The sequence below is a fragment of the Brachybacterium alimentarium genome (assembly GCF_002332425.1).
GTDB classification, from domain to species: domain Bacteria; phylum Actinomycetota; class Actinomycetes; order Actinomycetales; family Dermabacteraceae; genus Brachybacterium; species Brachybacterium alimentarium.
In genome coordinates, this window is record NZ_NRGS01000018.1 from 76,452 (window position 1) to 96,037 (window position 19,586).

The window sequence follows — 19,586 nt, forward strand, 5'->3', positions numbered from 1 at the left end:
GGGCAACCGCCAGTCGTCAGCCGTCGGCAGTCAGCCAGCCGCCGGCCGTGGACGGCCCGTCGTCAGTCGCCGTCGAACTCTGCGAGCAGACGCTCGCGCATCCGCACGTTGATGGCGTCGGCCTCCTCCTCCCAGCCGAACACGCACACGGACATCGGCCCGTCGTACTCGCGCTCGCGCAGGTAGGCGAAGGCGCTGTCCCAGTCGACCTCGCCGTTGCCGATCTCGTTGTGCTGGTGGATCCGGGCGTCCACGCCGGGCGGGTTCATGATGTAGCGGTTGCCCACGTTGGCCGTGTGGTCGAAGACGTCCGCGATGTGCAGATGCTTCAGGCGATCCCCGGCGTAGTCCATCATCTCGCGCGGGTCCCGGGCGCCGCGGCCCAGGTGATAGGCGTGCGGGAAGCAGAACTCGTAGTTCAGCCAGTCGCGGTCCACGCCCCGGATGATCTGCACGGCCTGGTCGTTCTCCTCGACGAAGTCGTACGGGTGCGCCTCGATCGTGCACTCCAGTCCGTACTTCTCGAAGACGGGGCCCAGCTCCTCCATCGAGCGGTAGAACTGGTGCTCGCTCTGGAGCGCGCGCTGCGGGTCCCCGGAGAACTCGGTGGCGATCAGCGGCACCTCGAGGGCGTCGGCGATCTCCAGCATCCGTGTCCAGTTGCGCACCTGCGCCTGGCGCTCCTGCTCGTCCGGGCTCGCCCAGTCGAAGACCGGGTTGAACGTCCAGATCTTCACCCCGGTGTCCTTCATCGCCTGCTTGACCTCGGCGATCTGGTGACGGTCCACCTTGGGGTAGTGATGCCACTCGTGGAAGTCCGCGCGCGGGGACAGCTCGAGATAGTTGAAGCCCAGCTCACGGGCCTTGTGCAGCTCCTCGGCGACCGAGAGGTGCGGGTGGTACATGCTCGGGTCCAGCAGGATCTTGACCATGGTGTCTCCTGAGGGTCGGGCGGCCGACGGGACGTCGTGCGCGGTGGGACGGGGTGCGGGGTCCGGTGGACCGGGGATCACCTGATCCCGAGACCGCAGTCGGCGAGGAACTCGCGGGTGGCGATCGCGTTGGGCAGCGGGAGGGCGGGATCGCAGGGGTAGAGGTCCTGCTCGCAGATCACGTAGAGCTCCTTGTCCATCGTGGCGAGCTTCGCGACCAGGTCCTTCATGTCCGGCAGGCCCTTCGGAGGGCACACCGAGGCACCCTTGGCGACGGCCTCGCCGAAGGGCCAGTCCTTCTCGTGCGCCTCCCGCGTGAGGTCCGGGTCGAAGGCCTTGATGTGCACGTAGCCGATGCGGTCGGGGTACTCGTCGATCATCCCGATCGGGTCGCCGCCGCCGTAGATGATGTGCCCGGTGTCCAGGCAGAAGCTCACGAGCTCGGGATCCGTCGCCTCGAAGACGCGCGCGATCTCCTCGGGGGTCTCGATGTGGCTGTCCCCGTGCGGGTGCAGCACCATCGTCAGCCCGTAGTCCTCCTTCATGATCCGGCCCAGCTCGTTGGCGTTGGTGACATACCGCTTCCACGCATCGCCGGTCAGCTGCCGATCGTCGGTGAACTCCCAGGTCTTCTCGTCGCGGTACATCGGGGGCAGGTGCACCATGTACTCCGCGCCCACGGCTGCATGGGTCTCGGCGATCGCCCGGAAGGTCCGCTCGGTCTCCGGCCAGGCCTCCTCCTTGTGCAGGATGCCCCAGCCGGTGCCGGCGACCACCTGGAAGCCGTGCTCGTCCATCACGGACTGCAGCTCGCGGGCATTCTTGGGGAAGTAGCCCCAGGGCCCCGTCTCCATCACGGAGAAGCCGGCCTGCGCCATCTCGCCGAGCGCGGTGCGCCACGGGATCTGCTTCTCGTCCTCGGGGAACCACACGCCCCACTGATCAGGGCAGACACCTATGGTGAGCTTGTCGAACGGTGGCTCGGGGTTGCGGGAACGGTCGATGTGGGGGCCTGCCTGCGGGTCGACGCTGCGGTCGGGGTCGATGGTGGTCAAGACACTGCTCCTTCGAAGGTCGGACGGGGGCTGCCCGGATCCGCGTACGGTGCGGGCCGGCGAGCGTGCGGGCCGGCGACGGGGTCCGGGGTGCCCGGTGAGCCTGATGAGGGGTCGTGCGGGCCAGCGGGAGTGGCAAGTGTGACAAGTGTGAGCTGTGGACCGATGTGAGGGGTCCGCATCGGTCCACAGCTCACATTTGCCGCCGGGCTCGGCCTGATGTGCGGCGGCCGAGCCCCGGGTCGGGCTGCAGGGGTGGCGCTCGGCCCGCCACACCTGGCTCGACACCCGGCCCGCCACACGGCCCGCCACCCGGCCCGCCGAACCTGGCTCGGCGCTCGGCCCGCTACACCTGGCTCGGCGCTCGGCCCGCCATACCTGGCCCGGCGCTCGGCCCGCCACAGCAGGGCTGACCATGCACCGGCGCAGGTGGACGGTCAGTCGTGGGTGGGGAAGCTCATCGAGCTCTCGACGGTCTCGTTCTGGGAGGGCCAGCGAGTGGTGACGGCCTTCTGCTTCGTGTAGAAGCTGAGGCCCTCGGGGCCGTGGGCGTGGTGCTCGCCGAACAGCGAGTCCTTCCACCCGCCGAAGGAGTAGTAGCCCACCGGGGTCGGGATCGGCACGTTGATGCCGATCATGCCCACCTGGACCTCCTCCTGGTAGCGGCGCGCGTAGTGACCGGAGTCCGTGAAGATCGCGGTGCCGTTGCCGAAGGGGGAGGAGTTCACGAGCTCCAGGGCGTCGTCGAAGTTGTCGACCTGCATGACCACGAGCAGCGGACCGAACACCTCGTCGGTGTAGGTGGCGTGGCTGCGGTCCAGATCGGTGATGACCGTCGGCCCCACGAAGTTGCCGTTCTCGTAGCCCTCGACCACCAGGCCGCGGCCGTCGACGACCACACGGCCGCCGGCCTTCTCGGCCTCGTCGGTCATCCGGATGACCCGCTCACGCGCCTCGGCGGTGATGACCGGCGGCATGTCGGTCTTCTCGTCGTCGCCGGGGCCGACCACGAGCTTCTCGGCCTCGGCCGTGATCGCGGCGAGGAACTCGTCGTGGATGTCGCCCACGGTCACGGCGACCGGGACGGCCATGCAGCGCTCGCCGGCGGAGCCGAACGCGCCGGAGGCGACCTGCGAGGCGGCGAACTCGATGTTCGCGTCGGGCATCACCACGGCGTGGTTGTTGGCGCCGCCGAGGGCCTGGACCCGCTTGCCGGCGGCCGACGCGGTGGCGTGGACGTGCTTGGCGATCGGGGTGGAGCCCACGAAGGAGACCGCGGAGACGTCGTCGTGGGTGCACAGGGCGTCGACGGTGTCCTTGCCGCCGTGGATGACCTGGAAGACGCCGTCGGGCAGGCCGGCCTCCTGGTAAAGGCGGGCGACGATGTTCGAGGCGGAGGGATCGCGCTCGGAGGGCTTGAGAAGGAAGGCGTTGCCGGTGGCGAGGGCGACCGGGTGCATCCAGAACGGGACCATGGCCGGGAAGTTGAACGGGGTGATGCCCGTGACGACGCCGAGCGGCTGGCGCATGGTGTGCGCGTCCACTCCGGTCGAGACGTTCTCGGAGAAGCCGCCCTTGAGGTCCTGCGTGATCGAGGTGGCGAACTCGAGGGTCTCCAGGCCACGGGCGATCTCGCCCTTCGCGTCGCCCACGGTCTTGCCGTGCTCCTGCGAGATGACCTCGGCGATCTCGTCGGTCGCATCGATCACCAGCTGGCGCATGCGGTAGAAGACCTGGGTGCGCTTGGCGAGCGACACCTGGGCCCACTCGCGCTGCGCGGCGACGGCCACCTCGACGGCGCGGTCGACGGTGGCGGCATCGCCCAGGTGGAGGGTGCGGATCTCCTCGCCGGTGGCGGGGTTCAGGATCGGCTGGGTGGAGCCGGTGCCGGCTTCTTCGCGGCCGTTGATCCAGTGCTTGACGTCATGTCCCATGGGGATTCTCCTCGATAGTCGGGTGGTCTGGGGGTGAGCGGCGGGTGCTCAGAGGTAGTGGCGCTGCGGGGCCTGCTCCGCCTCGTACTGCGCGAAGGCCTGCTGGGTGGACTCGAGGCGGGAGACCTGCGAGACGGGCACGTCCCACCAGCCGTTGCCGGGAGGGTTCGGCCCGTACAGGTCCGTGTTCACCACGATCGCGGTGGCCTCGGTGGACGCCTCGGCGCGGCGGTAGGCCTCGCGGAAGTCGGCGGCGCTCGAGACCTCCTGCACCTCGAGGCCGTAGGAGCGGATGTTCGCCGGGATGTCGAAGGGCAGCTTGTCGCCGTCCAGCATCCCGGTCTGCTCGTCGCGCATCCGGTACTTGGTGCCGAAGCGCTGGGAGCCGTGGGACTCCGAGAGGGAGCCGATCGAGGACCAGCCATGGTTCTGCAGGATCACCAGGATGACCTTCATGCGCTCGGCGACGATCGTGGCGATCTCCTGCGGCGCCATCTGGAAGGTGCCGTCGCCGATGATCGCGACCACCTCCGAGTCCGGCGCGGCCATCTTCACGCCGAGCGAGGCCGGCAGCTCGTAGCCCATGCAGGAGTAGCCGTACTCCAGGTGGTACTGGATCGGGGAGCGGGCCTTCCACAGCGCCTGCAGGTCGCCGGGCATGGAGCCCGCGGCGTTGATGACGATGTCCTCGTCGCCCATCAGCTCGTTCAGGGCCCCGAAGATCTCGGTCTGCGCGGGCAGCTCCTGGTCGTGGGGCTGGAAGCAGGGCTCGACGAGCTCCTTCCACTCGGCCCGCTTCTTCTGTGCGAGGGCGCTGTGCCCGGCCGGCGCGCGGTACTCGCCGAGGGCCTCGCGCAGGGCGTCCAGGCCGGTGCGAGCATCGGCGACGACCATGGTCGCGGAGTGCTTGGCCGCGTCGAACGCCTTGATGTTGAGGTTCACGAAACGCGCGTCCGGGTTGCGGAAGGCGGTGTGGGAGGCGGTGGTGAAGTCGGTGTAGCGGGTGCCCACGCCGATGATCACGTCGGCCTCGGCGGCGAGATCGTTCGCCGCGTTGTTGCCGGTGGAGCCGACGCCGCCGATGCAAAGCGGGTGGTCGGCGCTGAGCGCGCCCTTGCCGGCCTGGGTGTCGAGCACCGGGATCCCGGTGGCGTCCGCGAAGGCGGCGAGCTCCGCGCTGGCCTCGGAGTAGATGGCGCCGCCGCCGGCGATGAGCACGGGCCGACGGGCCGAGCGGATCACGGCGACCGCACGCTCGAGAGCGGCAGGCTCTGGCACCGGACGGCCGACGTGCCAGGTGCGCTCGCGGAAGAACTCCAGCGGCCAGTCGAAGGCCTCGGCCTGCACGTCCTGGGGGAGGGACAGGGTGACCGCCCCGGTCTCGGCGGGATCGGTGAGCACACGCATGGCCTGCAGTGCGGCGGGGATGAGCTGCTCGGGCCGGGAGATGCGATCGAAGTAGCGCGAGACGGGGCGGAAGGCGTCGTTGACGGAGACGTCCCCGCCGGTCTCGTCCTCGAGCTGCTGGAGCACGGGGTCCACGGTGCGGGTCGCGAAGATGTCGCTGGGCAGCAGCAGGACCGGGATGCGGTCCACGGTCGCGAGGGCGGCGCCGGTGATCATGTTCGTGGACCCCGGGCCGATGGAGGCCGCGCAGGCCAGGGCCTGCAGACGGTTCTTCGTCCGTGCATAGGCGACGGCCGAGTGCACCATGTTCTGCTCGTTGCGCGCCTGGTAGTACGGCAGCGGGTTCTCGCCCTCGCCGGGATCGGTCGCGTTCTGCAGCAGGGCCTGGCCCACACCGGCCACGTTCCCGTGGCCGAAGATCCCGAAGGCGCCGGGGATCGTTCGCTCACGCACTCCGTCGCGCTCGGTGAACTGGGCGGCGAGGAATCGGACGAGGGCTTGGGCGACGGTGAGCCGGACGGTGCCGGCGGGGGTCGTCGGGGGGACGCTCATGCTGCCTCCATGGTGCGGACTCCGCCGCGAGGGCGGGCCCTGGGTGACACCATCTGTCGCAGGGACTCGACGGTGAGTTCAGATGTGCCCAGCATGCCGAGCGATCACCACCCTTGTCAAGAGTTTGTTAGGACAAGACGGCGCTGGTGGTGGCGCGATCGCTCCGTCCGAACCCGCGAATCCGCACGACGTCCGGGTTCCGTCGGGTGTGACCTGTGTGCTAACTTGCGTCCAAGTCAGTGACCTCAACTCACTTCGACCGGACATGAATCGCCGTGATGGTGGCTCCTGGAAGACAAGGGCGTCATCCCCAGGTGCGTTCGTGTCCGGATCCCGACTCCCACCGGTCCCGGACCGGCCCCGGCGCAGGGCAGCGACCCTCGCGCCGGCCTCAGGTTCCAAGGAGGGAACATGAGCCAGTCGCATCACGCGGAACGGACTCGGATCTCCGAGCTCGTCCGCACCACGCCCGCCGCCGGACCGAAACGGTCCATCGGCCTGCTGGCGGTCGTCGCCTGCCTGGGCGGCTTCCTCTTCGGCTACGACACCGGGGTCATCTCCGGCGCTCTGCCCTATATGTACATGCCCAAGGAGGCCGGCGGCCTCGCCCTGACCTCTCTCGAGGAGGGGCTCGTCGGCGGATTCCTGCTCGGCGGCTGCGCCGTCGGCGCGATCATCGGCGGGCGGCTCTCGGACCGCTACGGACGCCGGCACAACATCATCATCCTCGCCCTCGTGTTCTTCGTCGGCGCGGTGGCCTGCGCACTCTCCCCGAGCCTCTGGGTCCTGTACCCCGCGCGCTTCGTGCTCGGCCTCGCCGTGGGCGGCGCCTCGACCACGGTGCCCGTCTACCTCTCCGAGACCGCTCCCAAGGAGCAGCGCGGCATGCTGGTCGCCGTCGACCAGCTGATGATCGTCACCGGCCAATTCGTCGCCTTCGGGATGAACGCCCTCATCGCCTCGCTCCAGGGAGGCCCCGAAGCCGTCGTCGCCGGGGACCCGTCGGGTACCTTCGAGGCGGGCGAGACCGCCTCGTGGAGCCTGCTGGCCGGGATCGGCGGACTCACCGTCTCCGAGGGCAACGGCCACGCCTGGCGCTTCATGCTGCTGCTCTGCTCGATCCCCGCGATCGCCCTGTGGTTGGGCATCCGCATGATGCCCGAGTCGGCCCGCTGGCACGTGGGCCGCGGCGAGCTGGTCCAGGCGATCGCGAACCTCAAGCGGGTGCGCGTGGAGGGCAAGCACGACATCACCGTCGAGGTCGCCGAGATGGAGGCGAACCGTCGGGCGGAGGAGAAGCGCACGAAGCTCACCCTGCGAGCCGGCCTGAAGGTCCCCTGGCTGCGTTCGATCATCATCTTCGGCGGCATCTTCGCGATCCTCCAACAGCTCACCGGTGTGAACACGATGATGTACTACGCCCCGAAGGTGCTGATGGCGGCGGGTTTCGATGCCCAGGCCTCGATCATCCTCAATGTCTTCACCGGGCTCGCCTCGGTGATCGGCTCGGCCGCCGGCCTGCTCGCCCTGCGGCGCTTCGGCAGGCGCCAGGTGCTGCTCGTGGGCCAGACCATCCTGACCCTCTCGCTGATCGCGATGACCGCGATCTTCCTGCTGGGCATCAATCCGTACATCTCGGCCGACGGGGCCGTCTCTCCGGACATCCCGCAGTTCGTGCCCTATCTCGTGGTCGTCGTGATCGTGCTGTTCATGCTCGGCATGCAGTCCGGCCCCGGTCCCGTCATGTGGGTGATGCTCTCGGAGATCTTCCCCAACGCCATCCGCGGCGCGGCCAACGGCTTCGCGGTGATGATCCTGTGGATCGCGAACCTCGCGGTCACCGTGACCTTCCCCGTGATGATGGACGGGATCGGCCCGGTGGCGACCTACGCGATCTTCGCGGGGATCAACATCTTCGCCGTGATCTGGTATTTCCTGCGCATCCCCGAGACCAAGAAGTTCTCGCTCGAACGGATCGAGTGGGAGTTCCGCGAGGCCGGCGGCGTGATCCGCCTGCGGTGACCGCCTCGACCCTTCCCTGACGGCTACCCCCGCATCACCCCCGAAAGGACCTGACATGACCTCTTCCGCACCACTCTCCGTGGCCGTCATCGGCGCCGGCATGGCCGGCAAGACCCACGCCAACGCCTGGCGACAGGCCGGGACCGTCTACGACCTCGGCCTGCCGCCCGTGCGGCTCGCCGCGATCGCGGACGCCCACCTGCCCTTCGCCGAGGACGCCGCGGCCCGTTACGGCTACGAGAAGGCCGTGGGGGATTGGCGCGACGTCGCCGAGGACGACTCGATCGACATCGTCTCGATCGTGGTGGGCAACGCCCTGCACCGCGAGATCGCCGAGGCCATGGCCGCGGCCGGCAAGCACGTGCTGTGCGAGAAGCCGCTGGCCGGCACCCTCGAGGACGCCGAGGCGATGGCTGCGCTCGAGCAGAAGCACCCCGACCTGGTGCTCGCCACCGGCTACACCTTCCGCCGCAATGCCGGCGTCGCCATGCTCGCCAAGCTCGCGGCCGAGGGTGCGCTGGGTCAGATCGCGCACCTCGACGGCCGCTACTGGTGCGACTACGGCGCCGACGAGAACGTGCCCATGGCCTGGCGGTACAAGGGCCCGATGGGCTCGGGCGCGCTCGGCGACGTGGGCTCCCACCTGGTCGACTCGGCCGAGCTGATCCTCGGCCCGGTGGTCGAGGTCTCCGGCGCGCAGCTCGTGCAGACCATCTCCGAGCGCCCGGTCGCCGGCGGCGCCGTCGCAGGCGGCCGCGGTGTCGCTGCTGCGGCCGACGCCCCGAAGGAGGCCGTGGAGAACGACGACGTCGCGACCTTCACCGCCCGCTTCGCCTCGGGCGCGGCCGGCACCTTCTCCGTCTCCCGCGTCGCCCACGGCCTGCCCAACTACAAGGCGCTCACGGTTCTGGGCACCGGCGGCACCGCGAGCTGGTCCCTGGACCGCACCGGCGAGATCCAGATCGCCGACTCCTCCTCGCCCGCGGGCCTCGGCGGAATGCGCCAGGTGCTGGTGAACCCCGAGTTCCCCTACTTCGGCAACGGCTCCTCGATGGCCTTCGGCGGCGTGGGCCTGAACCAGATCGAACAGTTCACCTACCAGGCGCACGCCTTCCTGCAGCAGGTCGCCGGCATCACGGAGGGCGCCCTGCCGCAGTGCGCCACCTTCGCCGACGGCTACCGCCAGATGCGGGTGCTCGATGCCGTGGCCCGCTCCGCGGCCGACGGCGGCTCCGCGATCGAGGTCTCCTGACCTTCGTGACCCGTCACCCGGGTGACCCGTCGCCCGCGTGATCCCATCTCACCCGCGTTACCCCACCTCACCCGTTTCCCTGAGAGGAGACCCCATGTCGTTCACCTACGGCGCCTACACCGCCTGCCTGCAGGATCGCACCCTTCCCGAGGCCCTCGAGGTCCTGCGCGGGATCGGACTGACCGGAGCCGAGGTCAACACCGGCGGCTTCATCCCCTCCCCGCACGCCCCGGTCGACGCCCTGCTCGCCAGCGAGCGCGCACGCAGCGAGTTCCTGCAGGTCTTCGCCGACGCCGAGATGCAGCTCACGGGCCTGACGGCGTCGGGCAACCCGCTCTCGCCCCTGCCCACCGAGGGTCTCGGCCACGCCCATGACCTGCGCCGCACGATCGAGCTCGCCGGGCTGCTCGGCGTGCGCGACGTGGTGGCCATGTCCGGCACCCCGGGCACCGATCCGGGCGCGCGCTACCCGGCGTGGATCGTGAACCCCTGGAACGGCATCGACCTGGAGATCCTCGAGTACCAGTGGTCCGTCGCGGTGCCCTTCTGGAAGGAGATCGACGCCCTCGCCCGGACGCACGGCGTCAAGGTGGCCCTCGAGATGCACCCGCGCAACCTCGTGTTCTCCCCGCCCAGCTTCGAGCGCTTCGTCGAGCTCGTCGAGCCCACGAACATCGGCGTGAACCTCGACCCCTCGCACCTGTTCTGGCAGCAGATGGAGCCGATCGACTGCATCGAGCGCCTCGGCTCGTACATCACGCACGTGCACGCGAAGGACACCTCCGTGCTGCCCGGTGCGGCGACCCGCGGTGTGCTGGACACCGACTTCGGCCCCGTGCCGGAGGACCCCGCCCAGCGCACCCCCACCGGGATGGGCCATTACTGCTCGACCTGGCCGGAGGACCCGGCATGGCGCTTCGTCGCGATCGGCGAGGGCCACGACGCCGAGTACTGGAGCCGGTTCCTGGCGGCGCTCGCCGCAGTGGATCCCCAGCTCAACGTCAACATCGAGCACGAGGATGCCGCCTTCGACCGCGTCGAGGGCATCGCCCGCGGCGCGAAGACGCTCCTGGCCGCCGCCGCACAGTCCGGCCTCTGAGAGCCGTCCCGGGCTGCGCGCCGCCTCCAGCGCGCGTGCGGTCCGACGCGTCGTCATCCACGGCGCCCCTCCTCACCTGACAAGGAACTGATCATGCCCCTCGTACGCATCACCCAGCAGGCCGTCCGCACCCCTGAGCAGTCGCGCCGAATGGCGGACATCGTCCAGGACGTCATGCTCGAGCTGTTCTCCGCGCCGGCGGGGGACCGGTACCAGATCGTGGAGACACTGCCCGTGGGCTCGATCCTCGCGGAGGACACAGGGCTCGGGATCGAGCGCAGCGATGGCGTGGTGATCATCCATGTCACCCAGCAGGGGCGCAGCACCGAGCAGAAGCAGGCGGTCTACGCGGCGCTCGCCGAGCGTCTCGCCGCAGCGGACCTGGTGCGGCCGGAGGACCTCATCATCTCGGTCGTGCACAACGATCGCGAGGACTGGTCCTTCGGCCATGGTCGGGCGCAGTTCCTCACCGGGGAGCTCTGACTCGCAGCTCGCCACCGGGAACTCTGCCCGGAGCCCGGGCCCCGCGGCCCGGAGCCCAGCGGACCGGGCCCCGGAGCCCGGTCCGTGCCGGGGCTCTGAGGCGGGCATGTCACCGCCTCGCGCTACGCCTCACGCGGATCCACCCTGCACCCTTCCCCACTCCTTCCGGACATGTTCGCTCATTTGTCTGGACAAATGATTCCGGCAATGGCACGATAGGACCATCGAGCGGTACCACCGGGCAGACAGCCCTGGTCACCGCCCAGGTTTCAACGCAGAGAGGCTCTGAGATCATGGCAGCACCCGACCTCGACATCATCACCTTCGGTCGCAGCGGTGTCGACATCTACCCCTTGGAGATCGAGAAGGGGCTCGAGGACATCAACAGCTTCGGCAAGTTCCTCGGCGGCAGCCCCACCAATGTCGCCGTCGCCGCGGCTCGGCTCGGGCACACCCCCGCCGTGATCACCGGAGTGGGCGATGATCCCTTCGGCCGCTACGTGGTCAAGGAGATGGAGCGCCTGGGAGTCTCCGGTCAGTTCGTCGTCACGAACAACGAGCTGAACACCCCGATCACCCTGTGCGAGATCTTCCCGCCGGACGACTTCCCGCTGTACTTCTACCGCAAGCCCAGCGCCCCGGACCTGCAGGTCGCGCCCGAGCACCTCGACCTCGAGGCCATCCGGAACGTGCCGCTGTTCTGGTTCTCCGGCACCGGGCTCTCCGAGGAGCCGAGCCGCTCGGCCCACTTCGCGGCGCTCGAGGCCCGTGGCCGCACCGCGCATACCGTCTTCGACCTCGACTACCGCCCGATGTTCTGGTCCTCCCCGGAGGAGGCCCGCGAGCTGTACCGCGAGGCGCTCAAGCACACCACCGTCGCGGTCGGCAACAAGGAGGAGTGCGAGGTCGCCGTCGGCGAGACCGAGCCCGAGCGCGCGGCCGACGCCCTGCTCGAGGCCGGTGTCGAGATCGCGATCGTCAAGCAGGGCCCCAAGGGCGTGCTCGGCAAGACCCGCGACAGCCGGGTCGAGGTGGCCCCGAACCTCATCGAGGTCATCAACGGCCTCGGCGCCGGGGACAGCTTCGGCGGCTCCCTCTGCCACGGTCTGCTCGCCGGCCAGGATCTCGAGACCATTCTGACCAGGTGCAATGCGGCCGGCGCCATCGTCACCAGCCGCCTGGAGTGCTCCACGGCGATGCCCACCGGCGAGGAGATCGACCTGCTGGTCGCCGGCGGCGACCCCAACCACGGGCAGACCGTCGAGCAGATGCTCGGCGCGCTCCGCAATCGCGGCGTCGACGCCCCCGCCCCGGAGAAGACCGCATGAGCAGCACCGCCTCCCAGACCACCTCCCAGACGGCTTCCCGCTCCACCCCTCAGTCCGCGGCCCAGGCCGCAGGTGCCGCGAACCAGTTCGTGAGCACCTACGAAGAGGTCACGCGGGTGCGCCTGGAGGATCCCTCGCGGATCGCCCGCCTGGCGGCCGCGCGTCGCCGCCGCACCGTGGCGGACACCGACGGCACCATGATGGTGATCGCGGCGGACCATCCCGCACGCGGCGCCCTCGGTGTGGGCAGCCGCCCGCACGCGATGGAGAGCCGGCGTGAGCTGCTGGACAGGATGCGCGAGGCGCTCGCCGTGCCCGGTGTGGACGGCGTGCTCGGCACTGCCGACATCCTGGAGGACCTGCTGCTGCTCGGGGCGCTCGAGGACAAGATCGTCTTCGCCTCGATGAACCGCGGCGGCCTGCAGGGCAGCTCGTGGGAGATCGAGGATCGCTTCACCGCTTACGACGCCGCTGCCATCAAGCAGTCGGGCTTCGACGGCGGGAAGATGCTCACCCGCATCGACCTGGCCGACGATCGCACCTCGTTCATCCTCGAGGCCAGCGCGAACGCTGTCACCGACCTCGCCCGGCACGAGCTGATCGCGATGGTCGAACCGTTCATGTCCAGCCGGCCCGGCGGCGGCAAGATCGTCAATGATCTCAGCCCCGAGGCCGTCATCAAGTCCATCCACATCGCCCAGGGTCTCGGCGCCACCAGCGCTTACACCTGGCTGAAGCTCCCCGCGGTGGACGACATGGAGCGGGTCATGGATGCGACCACCCTGCCCACGCTGATCCTCGGCGGCGACCCCGCCAACGACGATCCGGATACCCTGCGGGCCACGTGGAAGCGGGCTCTGGACCGCCCGAACGTGCGCGGCCTCGTGGTGGGTCGCACCCTGCTGTATCCGGCCGACGACGATGTCACCGCCGCGGTGACCGCCTCGGTCGACATGCTCCGCTGACGACAGACGACCCCGCCTCTCGGCGCCCGCGCCGAGAGGCACCCCGCCGATCGGCGCCCCGACCGACCGGCCCCTTCGAAGGGAGACCACCGATGTCCTCCGCCTCCACCCCCTCCGGCTCCGCCTCGGCTGCCACCTCCGGCTCCGCTTCGGCTGCCACCGTCGGCTCCGCCTCGGCGCCCGCCACCCAGCACGCCTCCGCTGTCCCGGACTCCTCCGAGCTGCACTTGCCCGCAGGCTCCACGGGTCGCGGGAACTACGAGACGATCATCGATCCCGGCGCCCGTGACGGCTGGGTCCACACCGGGCTGCGCGTGCTCGCGCTCGGCCCCGGTGAGAGCGAGATCTTCACCGCCAACAGCGTCGAGGCGATGATCGTGCCCCTGAACGGGGGCTGCGAGGTCTCCGTGGCGGGGGAGACGTACACGCTGCGCGGCCGCGCCGACGTGTTCGCGTCGGCGACCGACGTGCTGTACGTGCCCGTCGGCTCCCAGCCGACGATCTCCTCCGAGGCCGGCGGCCGCTTCGCCGTGGCTACCGCGGTCGCGACCGGCGTGCACCCCGTGGCGCTGATCCCCGCCGAGGACATCCCGGTCGAGATCCGCGGCGGCGGGAACATGACCCGCAAGGTGCGCAACTTCGGCACCGTCGGCGCCTTCGACGGCTGTGACAGCCTCATCGCCTGCGAGGTCATCACTCCTGGAGGCAACTGGTCCAGCTACCCCGCGCACAAGCACGACGAGACCGTCGACGACGGCGAGCACGTCGAGTCCGAGCTCGAGGAGATCTACTACTACGAGATCCAGGACGGCCCGAGCGGACCCGGATTCGGCTTCCACCAGACCACCTCGAGCGGCGAGGCGAAGCCGATCGACGTGCTGGCCGAGGTGCGCAGCGGCGACACCGTGCTGGTGCCCCACGGTTGGCACGGCCCCTGCGCCGCCGCCCCCGGGCACGACATGTACTACCTCAACGTCATGGCCGGACCGGACCCGGTGCGGGCCTGGAACATCACCGACCATCCCGAGCAGACCTGGGTGCGCGACACCTGGGCCGACGCCGGGATCGACCCCCGACTCGACGGAGAGCATCGATGAGCGACACCCAGCAGACCACCCTCCCGCAAGACGTGCGCGTCGGCATCATCGGCGTCGGCCGGATGGGCGCCGACCATGTCGAGCGCGTCCGCTCCCGCATCAAGGGCGCCCGCATCAGCGTGATCAGCGACTACGTGCGGGAGACCGCCGAGAAGGTCTCGGCCGAGACCCCCGGTTCGCGCGTCGTGGACACCCCTGAGGAGGTCATCGGCGCGGACGACGTCGACGCGATCCTCATCGCGAGCCCCGGCGCGTTCCATCGCGACCAGACCCTCGCCGCGATCGCCGCCGGCAAGCCCGTGCTGTGCGAAAAGCCGCTGGCCATGAACCCGCAGGACGCCTACGAGGTGGTCCGGGCCGAAGCCGCGTCGGGCGCGAAGTACGTGTCGCTGGGCTTCATGCGCCGCTTCGACGCCGAGTACGCCGAGCTCAAGGACGCCCTGGACGCCGGCGAGCTGGGCACGCCTTTGCTGCTGAACTGCAAGCACCGCAACGCCACCGTGCTCCCGGGCTTCGACGACACGATGATGGTCTACGACTCGGCCGTCCACGAGATCGACGCGATCTCCTACTTCCTCGAGGAGCCGGTGGTCTCCGTGCAGACCGTCGTGCCGCGCAGCACCGAGCTCGCCCCCGAGGGCCTGCACGACCCGCTGCTGTTCCTGTTCCGCACCGAGTCCGGCGTGGTCGTCACCGACGAGCTGTGGGTGAGCACGAACGCCGGCTACGAGGTGCGCACCGAGCTGGTCGGCTCCCGCGGCGCCTCGACCATCGGCCAGGACATCGGCCGGGTCACCACCCAGCTCGAGGGCGGGCGCTGGGGCGGCAGCGTGCCGCCGGACTTCCGTCCCCGTTTCGTGGCCGCCTACGACACCGAGGTCCAGGCCTGGATCAACGCCGTGGCCGACGGCAGCAATGTCGCCGCGCGCTCGGCGACCGCCTGGGACGGGTACGTGGGTGCCGCGGTGTGCGAGGCGACGGAACGCTCCCTCACCGCCGACGGGCCCGTCGAGATCGCCCTCGAGGCCCGGCCGAGCTGAGCACGAAGGCCGACTGAGCTGAGCACGAGGCCGGTCTCGGGTCGGCGTCGGCCGCCCGAGCACTGGTCCGTACCGTGCGCACGAGAGCCGGACTGGACGAACAACCGGTGACCGCGCCGTATCCTGGCGCGGTCACACCGGCGTGAACCGAGGAGAGTGCAGTGGACGGAGCCGAAGGGAATCGTGCCGTGAGAGTGGACCTGGTGGTGGATCGCGACCTATCCATGCCGCTGTACCTGCAGCTGGCCACCCAGATCGAGAAGGCGATCCAGGCCGGGGAGCTCCCTCCGGGCAGCCGGCTGGAGAACGAGCTCGATCTCGCGGGCAGGCTGAAGCTCTCTCGGCCGACGGTCCGGCAGGGCATCCAGGAGCTGGTGGACAAGGGCATGCTGGTGCGCAAGCGCGGCGTGGGCACCCAGGTGGTGCAGGCGCCCGTGAACCGTCAGGTCGCGCTGACCTCCCTGTATGACGACCTGCGGGGCGCCGGTAAGGCCCCGCGCACCGAGATCATCGAGTACCGCATCGGCCGCCCCGACTCCGAGGCGGTGGACCGTCTGCAGCTGGGCCCGGGTGAGCAGGTGCTCGAGCTGCTGCGTGTGCGCTACGCCGACGACGAGCCGCTCGCGGTCATGCGCAACACCCTGCCCGAACGGATCGCCCCGCGTCGCGAAGCCCTCGCGAGCAACGGCCTGTACGCCTCCCTGCGTGAGCAGGGCGTCGTCTCGGTGCTCGCTCATGAGCGCATCGGTGCCACCGTGGCCGACGCGGAGCACGCCGAGCTCCTCGACGAGGAGCAGGGCGCGGCCCTGCTCACCATGGAGCGCAAGTCCTTCGCGAACGACGGCAGCGTGGTCGAGTTCGGTTACCACGTGTATCGCGCCTCGCGGTACTCCTTCGAGGTCACCCTCGTCGACTCCTGAGCCGGGCACCCTCGGCCCCGTGCCTCACCTCAGGCCGGCCGTGCGCGACCCACTCGACCCGCCCGACCTGCGCGACCTGCGCGACCCGCGGGACCCGAGCGACCTGCCCGACCCGCGCGACCCGAGCGACCTGCCCGACCCGCTCGACCCGCTCGACTCGTCTGACCGGCCCGGACCGAGCGACCGGCCCTACAGGCTCCAGCACTCAGCAAGTGTCGCCTCAGGACCCATGTGACGCGCCCACATGGGTCCTGAGGCGACATTTGCTGCCGGTTCAGCGCTCCGCCCGCTTCCTACGGCGTGCCGCTGCGGACCCACTCGAAGGCACCGAGGTCGTGCCGCGACGTGTCGGCGCCAGTGTTCCGCAGCTCCACTCGGCGCTGATATCCGGACAGGTTCGCCAGCAGCACCTCGTCGTGGTGGCCGGGCGTGCCGCAACCTTGGTCTTGGTCTTGGTCTTGGTCTTGGTCTTGGTCTTGGTCTTGGTCTTGGTCTTGGTTCCGGTCCTGGTCTTGGACCTGGGCATGGTGTGGGAGACGCGTGCTGCGCCGTGCCCCGATCGCCCAGACCAGCCCGTCCGGGCTCGCCGCGGTCAGCAGCTGCCCGCCCTCCAGCGCGCTGAGCGCGTCGATCGCGGCGCGCACCGGCAGGTCGGCTCCGTCGGCCGTGCGCACTCCGCGCGGCCCCCACTGCTCGAAGCAGGTCAACGAGGCGACGCCCGGCACCGCGAGGGCCGCGGCGCTCGCGATCGTCCAGGTCGCGAGCTCCGGACAGGCCTGCCGAGCATCGTCGGCCGCGGTGCGGTGGGCGCCATACCCCGCCGAGAGGCCCGTTCGTGCGGGTGCGGCGACGGGCCTGGTCGCGACGTTGTTGAAGCGCGGTCGGAGCGTCACCGGACCGATGTGCACCGGCACGCCCGGCGCGCGGGAAGTCGCATCCTCGACGATCACGCGCTGCATCGCGACCGATTCCACCAGCTGTTCCGTCTCGAGCGTGTGGAACAGGGGCGTGATCGGGAAGGTCAGGCCATCGAGGTCCGCGTGCGGCAGCCGATCCCACTCCCGGTTCAGCTCCGTGTAGTGCGAGCGGGAGCCGCCGACGACGGGGATCCCGGGCGGCGTGACCGCGCGCAGCGCCTCGACCAGCGCGGGCTCGGAGACGTGCGATGACGCGTCGACGATTCCGATGCGGTGCAGGTCGACGTCCGCGAGGGTGTCCAGGACCGTGCGCAGCACGGCGGGCTCCGGAGGCGTCGGGCTCACCAGCATCACCGAGAGCCCGTCCGCCTCACGACGGGCGCGTTCCAGGGCGGCGGACCAGGCCGGATCGGCGAGATCCAGCTCTACGTGCAGGACGTCGCGGAGCTCACCGGTGCGCTGAGGCCCGGGCTCCGGTGCGGTCGACGCGCCGACGGCGATGGTCGGGAACGGGCCGCAGGGTACGAGCGTCAGGACGGTGGGAGATGCGGCCGTGCCGGCATCCGGTGCGCCTGTGGATTTCGTGACAGACGCCGTCGTCGTCGGCTCCGCGTGCTCTGCCGGCCCGGTGGCTCCCGCCGCCGCGGCCTGAACGGTCGCCGGCACCTGCGCCGGTGCGAGCGGGCCCGTCGACCCCGTGGCCGTGAGGACGACCTGCTGCCGGACCGTCTCACCGGCGGCCAGCGTGTACGGGAACGGCTCGTCCAGGGATCGGTTGTACGTCTTGAACGAGGCGTCGGACCAGTTGCGCTGGTCCTCCATCTCGAAGACGTCGCCGCGAAGGTCCACGCGGAACGTCGTGCCATGATCCGCCCAGCTCAGCGCTGCGATATCGCGGGCCGGCTGGTGGGGGCTGATCGCTGCCGGGAAGGTCATCGCGAGCTCGGTGCCGTCGGTGCGGCCGACGGTGAGATCGGTGCCGGCCAGGTGCGGTGGATGCAGGACCACGAGCCCTGTCCGGTTCGTGGGGGAGTCCGAGCGCGCCTCGCCCTCGAAGGTCACCGAGAGCTGGTCCCCGTCGGCCTCGACGCGCAGGGCGCCGGCCAGGTCGATCCCGCGATCGGCGATCTCCAGCTCCATGACGAGGCTCGAAGAGCTGCGCTCGACGTGCGTGACGCGCGAAGCGGCCGTCTGCCAATCGGCATCCCGGGCCACGGCCCGCACCCCGCGGAGCACGACCAGGCCGTCGCAGCGGATGTCCGCCAGCTCATCGCTGCGCAGATCCAGCGACCATCGGCCTGACCCCCAGCGCTCGCCGGAGGGCACGGGCCCCCAGACAGGGGAGGGGGCAGCAGAGTTCGTGCTCATGAGGCGGGCGATGGCGTCGGCTGCTGGGGGCGGCTCAGGGCGTGGTTCACAGGGCGGTCCGCAGCGCGACTGGCGGCGCGGCTCGCAGGGCAGTTCACAGCGCGGTCATGCCGCCGTCGACGGCGAACAGCGAGCCGGTCGCGAAGGCGCCGTCGTCGCTGGCGAGGAAGACCATGATCCCCTCGACATCCTCCGCCTGGCCAGCGCGGCCCAGCGGGATACGACCCACGATCGCGGAACGTTCGTCCGGATCGTCGGAGATCGTCGTGACCAGCGGGGTCTCGGTATAAGCGGGGACGACAGTGTTCACGCGGATGCCGTCGGCCGCATAGGCGGCGGCGACGGTCCGGGCGAGGCCGTGGATGCCCGCCTTGGTCGTCGAGTAGGCGGTGAAGTCGTTGCCCTCACCGGTGAGACCTGTGGGACTGCCGGTGAGGATGATCGATCCGCCGCCGCTGGCCGACAGCGACCGCACGGCGTGCTTCACGGTGAGGAAGGTGCCGGTCAGGTTCACGTCCACCGTGCGCTGCCAGACCTCGAGATCGAGGTCGGCGATCTTCGCGTCCTGCCCGAACAGCTGCACGCCGGCGTTCGCGACCACGACGTCCGGCGCCCAGCCCGCGGAGTTCAGCTCGGCGAAACCGGACTCGACCGCGGCCTCGTCCGAGATGTCCACGGTGAGCGCGCGGGCGGTGCCCTCGCCGTTCTCCTGGGCGATGGAGGCGGCGGCGCTCGCGGCGGACTCCCCGTCGCGGTCGGCGATCACGACGCGGGCGCCCTCGCGGGCGAAGCGGGAGGCCACGGCGAGGCCGATGCCGGAGGCGGCTCCGGTGACCAGCGCGGTGCGGGAGGCGAGACGGGGCATGGGGTTATCCGTTCATCGGGGGCGGAGCTTCTCTGCTGCGTGGCACGGGCGCGGTGTCGGGCAGGTGCCCGGACGACGACGGCGGCTCGTGATGTCACTCAGTCTGCCCAACCGGTTGACCAATTTCAAGGTCGGTGCGTTTGTCGGACGGGGCGTTCGTTGGACGGGGCGCTCGTCGGACGGTGCGTTCGTCGGACGGGGGCGGGGGCGGACGCCCGCCTGGGCGCCATGAGGGCCCCGCCGCCCGCACGAGCGGCGGGATGACCCGACCGGCACCACAGGCCGGCGAGTTTTGTGGCCCCACGACCGATGTCGGCGCTCGCATCGGTCGTGTGATGTCTCAGGACTTC

General features: G+C 70.3%; 15 protein-coding genes. 9 read left to right on the forward strand and 6 right to left on the reverse strand.

Annotation, left to right across the window (positions count from 1 at the left end; all coding sequences use genetic code 11):
• Nucleotides 1-62 precede the first annotated feature (62 nt).
• From CIK71_RS11350 to iolD, 4 genes are all read right to left on the reverse strand, one after another.
• On the reverse strand, nucleotides 63-932 hold the full coding sequence (locus CIK71_RS11350; protein ID WP_096165788.1) for a sugar phosphate isomerase/epimerase family protein: 870 nt from the start codon (nucleotides 930-932) through the stop codon (nucleotides 63-65).
• 77 nt (nucleotides 933-1,009) lie between these two features.
• Nucleotides 1,010-1,987 carry a TIM barrel protein gene (locus tag CIK71_RS11355; RefSeq protein WP_241964167.1) on the reverse strand — a complete coding sequence of 326 codons (978 nt, stop codon included), beginning with the start codon at nucleotides 1,985-1,987 and terminating at the stop codon, nucleotides 1,010-1,012.
• A 437-nt stretch (nucleotides 1,988-2,424) separates the two neighbouring features.
• Entirely contained in the window at nucleotides 2,425-3,921 is a 1,497-nt protein-coding gene (locus CIK71_RS11360; RefSeq protein WP_096165789.1) for a CoA-acylating methylmalonate-semialdehyde dehydrogenase, read from the reverse strand.
• A gap of 48 nt (nucleotides 3,922-3,969) precedes the next feature.
• Complete coding sequence (gene iolD / locus CIK71_RS11365; RefSeq protein ID WP_096165790.1) at nucleotides 3,970-5,880, reverse strand: 3D-(3,5/4)-trihydroxycyclohexane-1,2-dione acylhydrolase (decyclizing); 1,911 nt, start codon at nucleotides 5,878-5,880, stop codon at nucleotides 3,970-3,972.
• A 411-nt stretch (nucleotides 5,881-6,291) separates the two neighbouring features.
• On the opposite strand from iolD, the gene CIK71_RS11370 reads away from it, so the two are divergent.
• The 9 genes from CIK71_RS11370 (at nucleotide 6,292) to CIK71_RS11410 (ending at nucleotide 16,086) form a co-directional block, all read left to right on the forward strand.
• Nucleotides 6,292-7,902 (forward strand): MFS transporter, encoded by a 1,611-nt coding sequence (locus tag CIK71_RS11370; RefSeq protein WP_096165791.1) that lies wholly within the window; start codon nucleotides 6,292-6,294, stop codon nucleotides 7,900-7,902.
• A 55-nt stretch (nucleotides 7,903-7,957) separates the two neighbouring features.
• A complete protein-coding gene (locus CIK71_RS11375) occupies nucleotides 7,958-9,154 on the forward strand; it encodes a Gfo/Idh/MocA family protein (RefSeq protein ID WP_096165792.1) in 1,197 nt (398 codons plus the stop codon).
• Between the two features lie 94 nt (nucleotides 9,155-9,248).
• Nucleotides 9,249-10,253, forward strand: coding sequence for a sugar phosphate isomerase/epimerase family protein (locus CIK71_RS11380; protein ID WP_096165793.1), 1,005 nt, complete (start codon nucleotides 9,249-9,251; stop codon nucleotides 10,251-10,253).
• 93 nt (nucleotides 10,254-10,346) lie between these two features.
• Nucleotides 10,347-10,736 (forward strand): tautomerase family protein, encoded by a 390-nt coding sequence (locus tag CIK71_RS11385; protein WP_096165794.1) that lies wholly within the window; start codon nucleotides 10,347-10,349, stop codon nucleotides 10,734-10,736.
• A 293-nt stretch (nucleotides 10,737-11,029) separates the two neighbouring features.
• The gene (gene iolC / locus CIK71_RS11390; protein ID WP_096165795.1) at nucleotides 11,030-12,064 is read left to right on the forward strand and encodes a 5-dehydro-2-deoxygluconokinase; all 1,035 of its coding nucleotides are present in this window, start codon (nucleotides 11,030-11,032) and stop codon (nucleotides 12,062-12,064) included.
• Between the two features lie 89 nt (nucleotides 12,065-12,153).
• Nucleotides 12,154-13,029: a Cgl0159 family (beta/alpha)8-fold protein gene (locus tag CIK71_RS11395; protein ID WP_096165808.1), complete on the forward strand. Its 876-nt coding sequence runs from the start codon at nucleotides 12,154-12,156 to the stop codon at nucleotides 13,027-13,029.
• Nucleotides 13,030-13,121: 92 nt separating this feature from the next.
• Nucleotides 13,122-14,126, forward strand: coding sequence for a 5-deoxy-glucuronate isomerase (iolB, locus tag CIK71_RS11400; RefSeq protein ID WP_096165796.1), 1,005 nt, complete (start codon nucleotides 13,122-13,124; stop codon nucleotides 14,124-14,126).
• Nucleotides 14,123-15,166 carry a Gfo/Idh/MocA family protein gene (locus tag CIK71_RS11405; protein WP_096165797.1) on the forward strand — a complete coding sequence of 348 codons (1,044 nt, stop codon included), beginning with the start codon at nucleotides 14,123-14,125 and terminating at the stop codon, nucleotides 15,164-15,166. The genes iolB and CIK71_RS11405 overlap by 4 nt, the downstream gene beginning before the upstream one ends.
• Nucleotides 15,167-15,390: 224 nt before the next feature.
• The gene (locus CIK71_RS11410) at nucleotides 15,391-16,086 is read left to right on the forward strand and encodes a GntR family transcriptional regulator (protein WP_096165809.1); all 696 of its coding nucleotides are present in this window, start codon (nucleotides 15,391-15,393) and stop codon (nucleotides 16,084-16,086) included.
• 293 nt (nucleotides 16,087-16,379) lie between these two features.
• On the opposite strand, the gene CIK71_RS11415 is transcribed toward CIK71_RS11410, so the two are convergent.
• Both CIK71_RS11415 and CIK71_RS11420 read right to left on the reverse strand, forming a co-directional pair.
• Nucleotides 16,380-18,371 carry a D-apionate lactonase family protein gene (locus CIK71_RS11415; RefSeq protein ID WP_141393715.1) on the reverse strand — a complete coding sequence of 664 codons (1,992 nt, stop codon included), beginning with the start codon at nucleotides 18,369-18,371 and terminating at the stop codon, nucleotides 16,380-16,382.
• 94 nt (nucleotides 18,372-18,465) lie between these two features.
• Nucleotides 18,466-19,236 (reverse strand): SDR family NAD(P)-dependent oxidoreductase, encoded by a 771-nt coding sequence (locus CIK71_RS11420; protein WP_096165799.1) that lies wholly within the window; start codon nucleotides 19,234-19,236, stop codon nucleotides 18,466-18,468.
• Nucleotides 19,237-19,586: the final 350 nt, after the last annotated feature.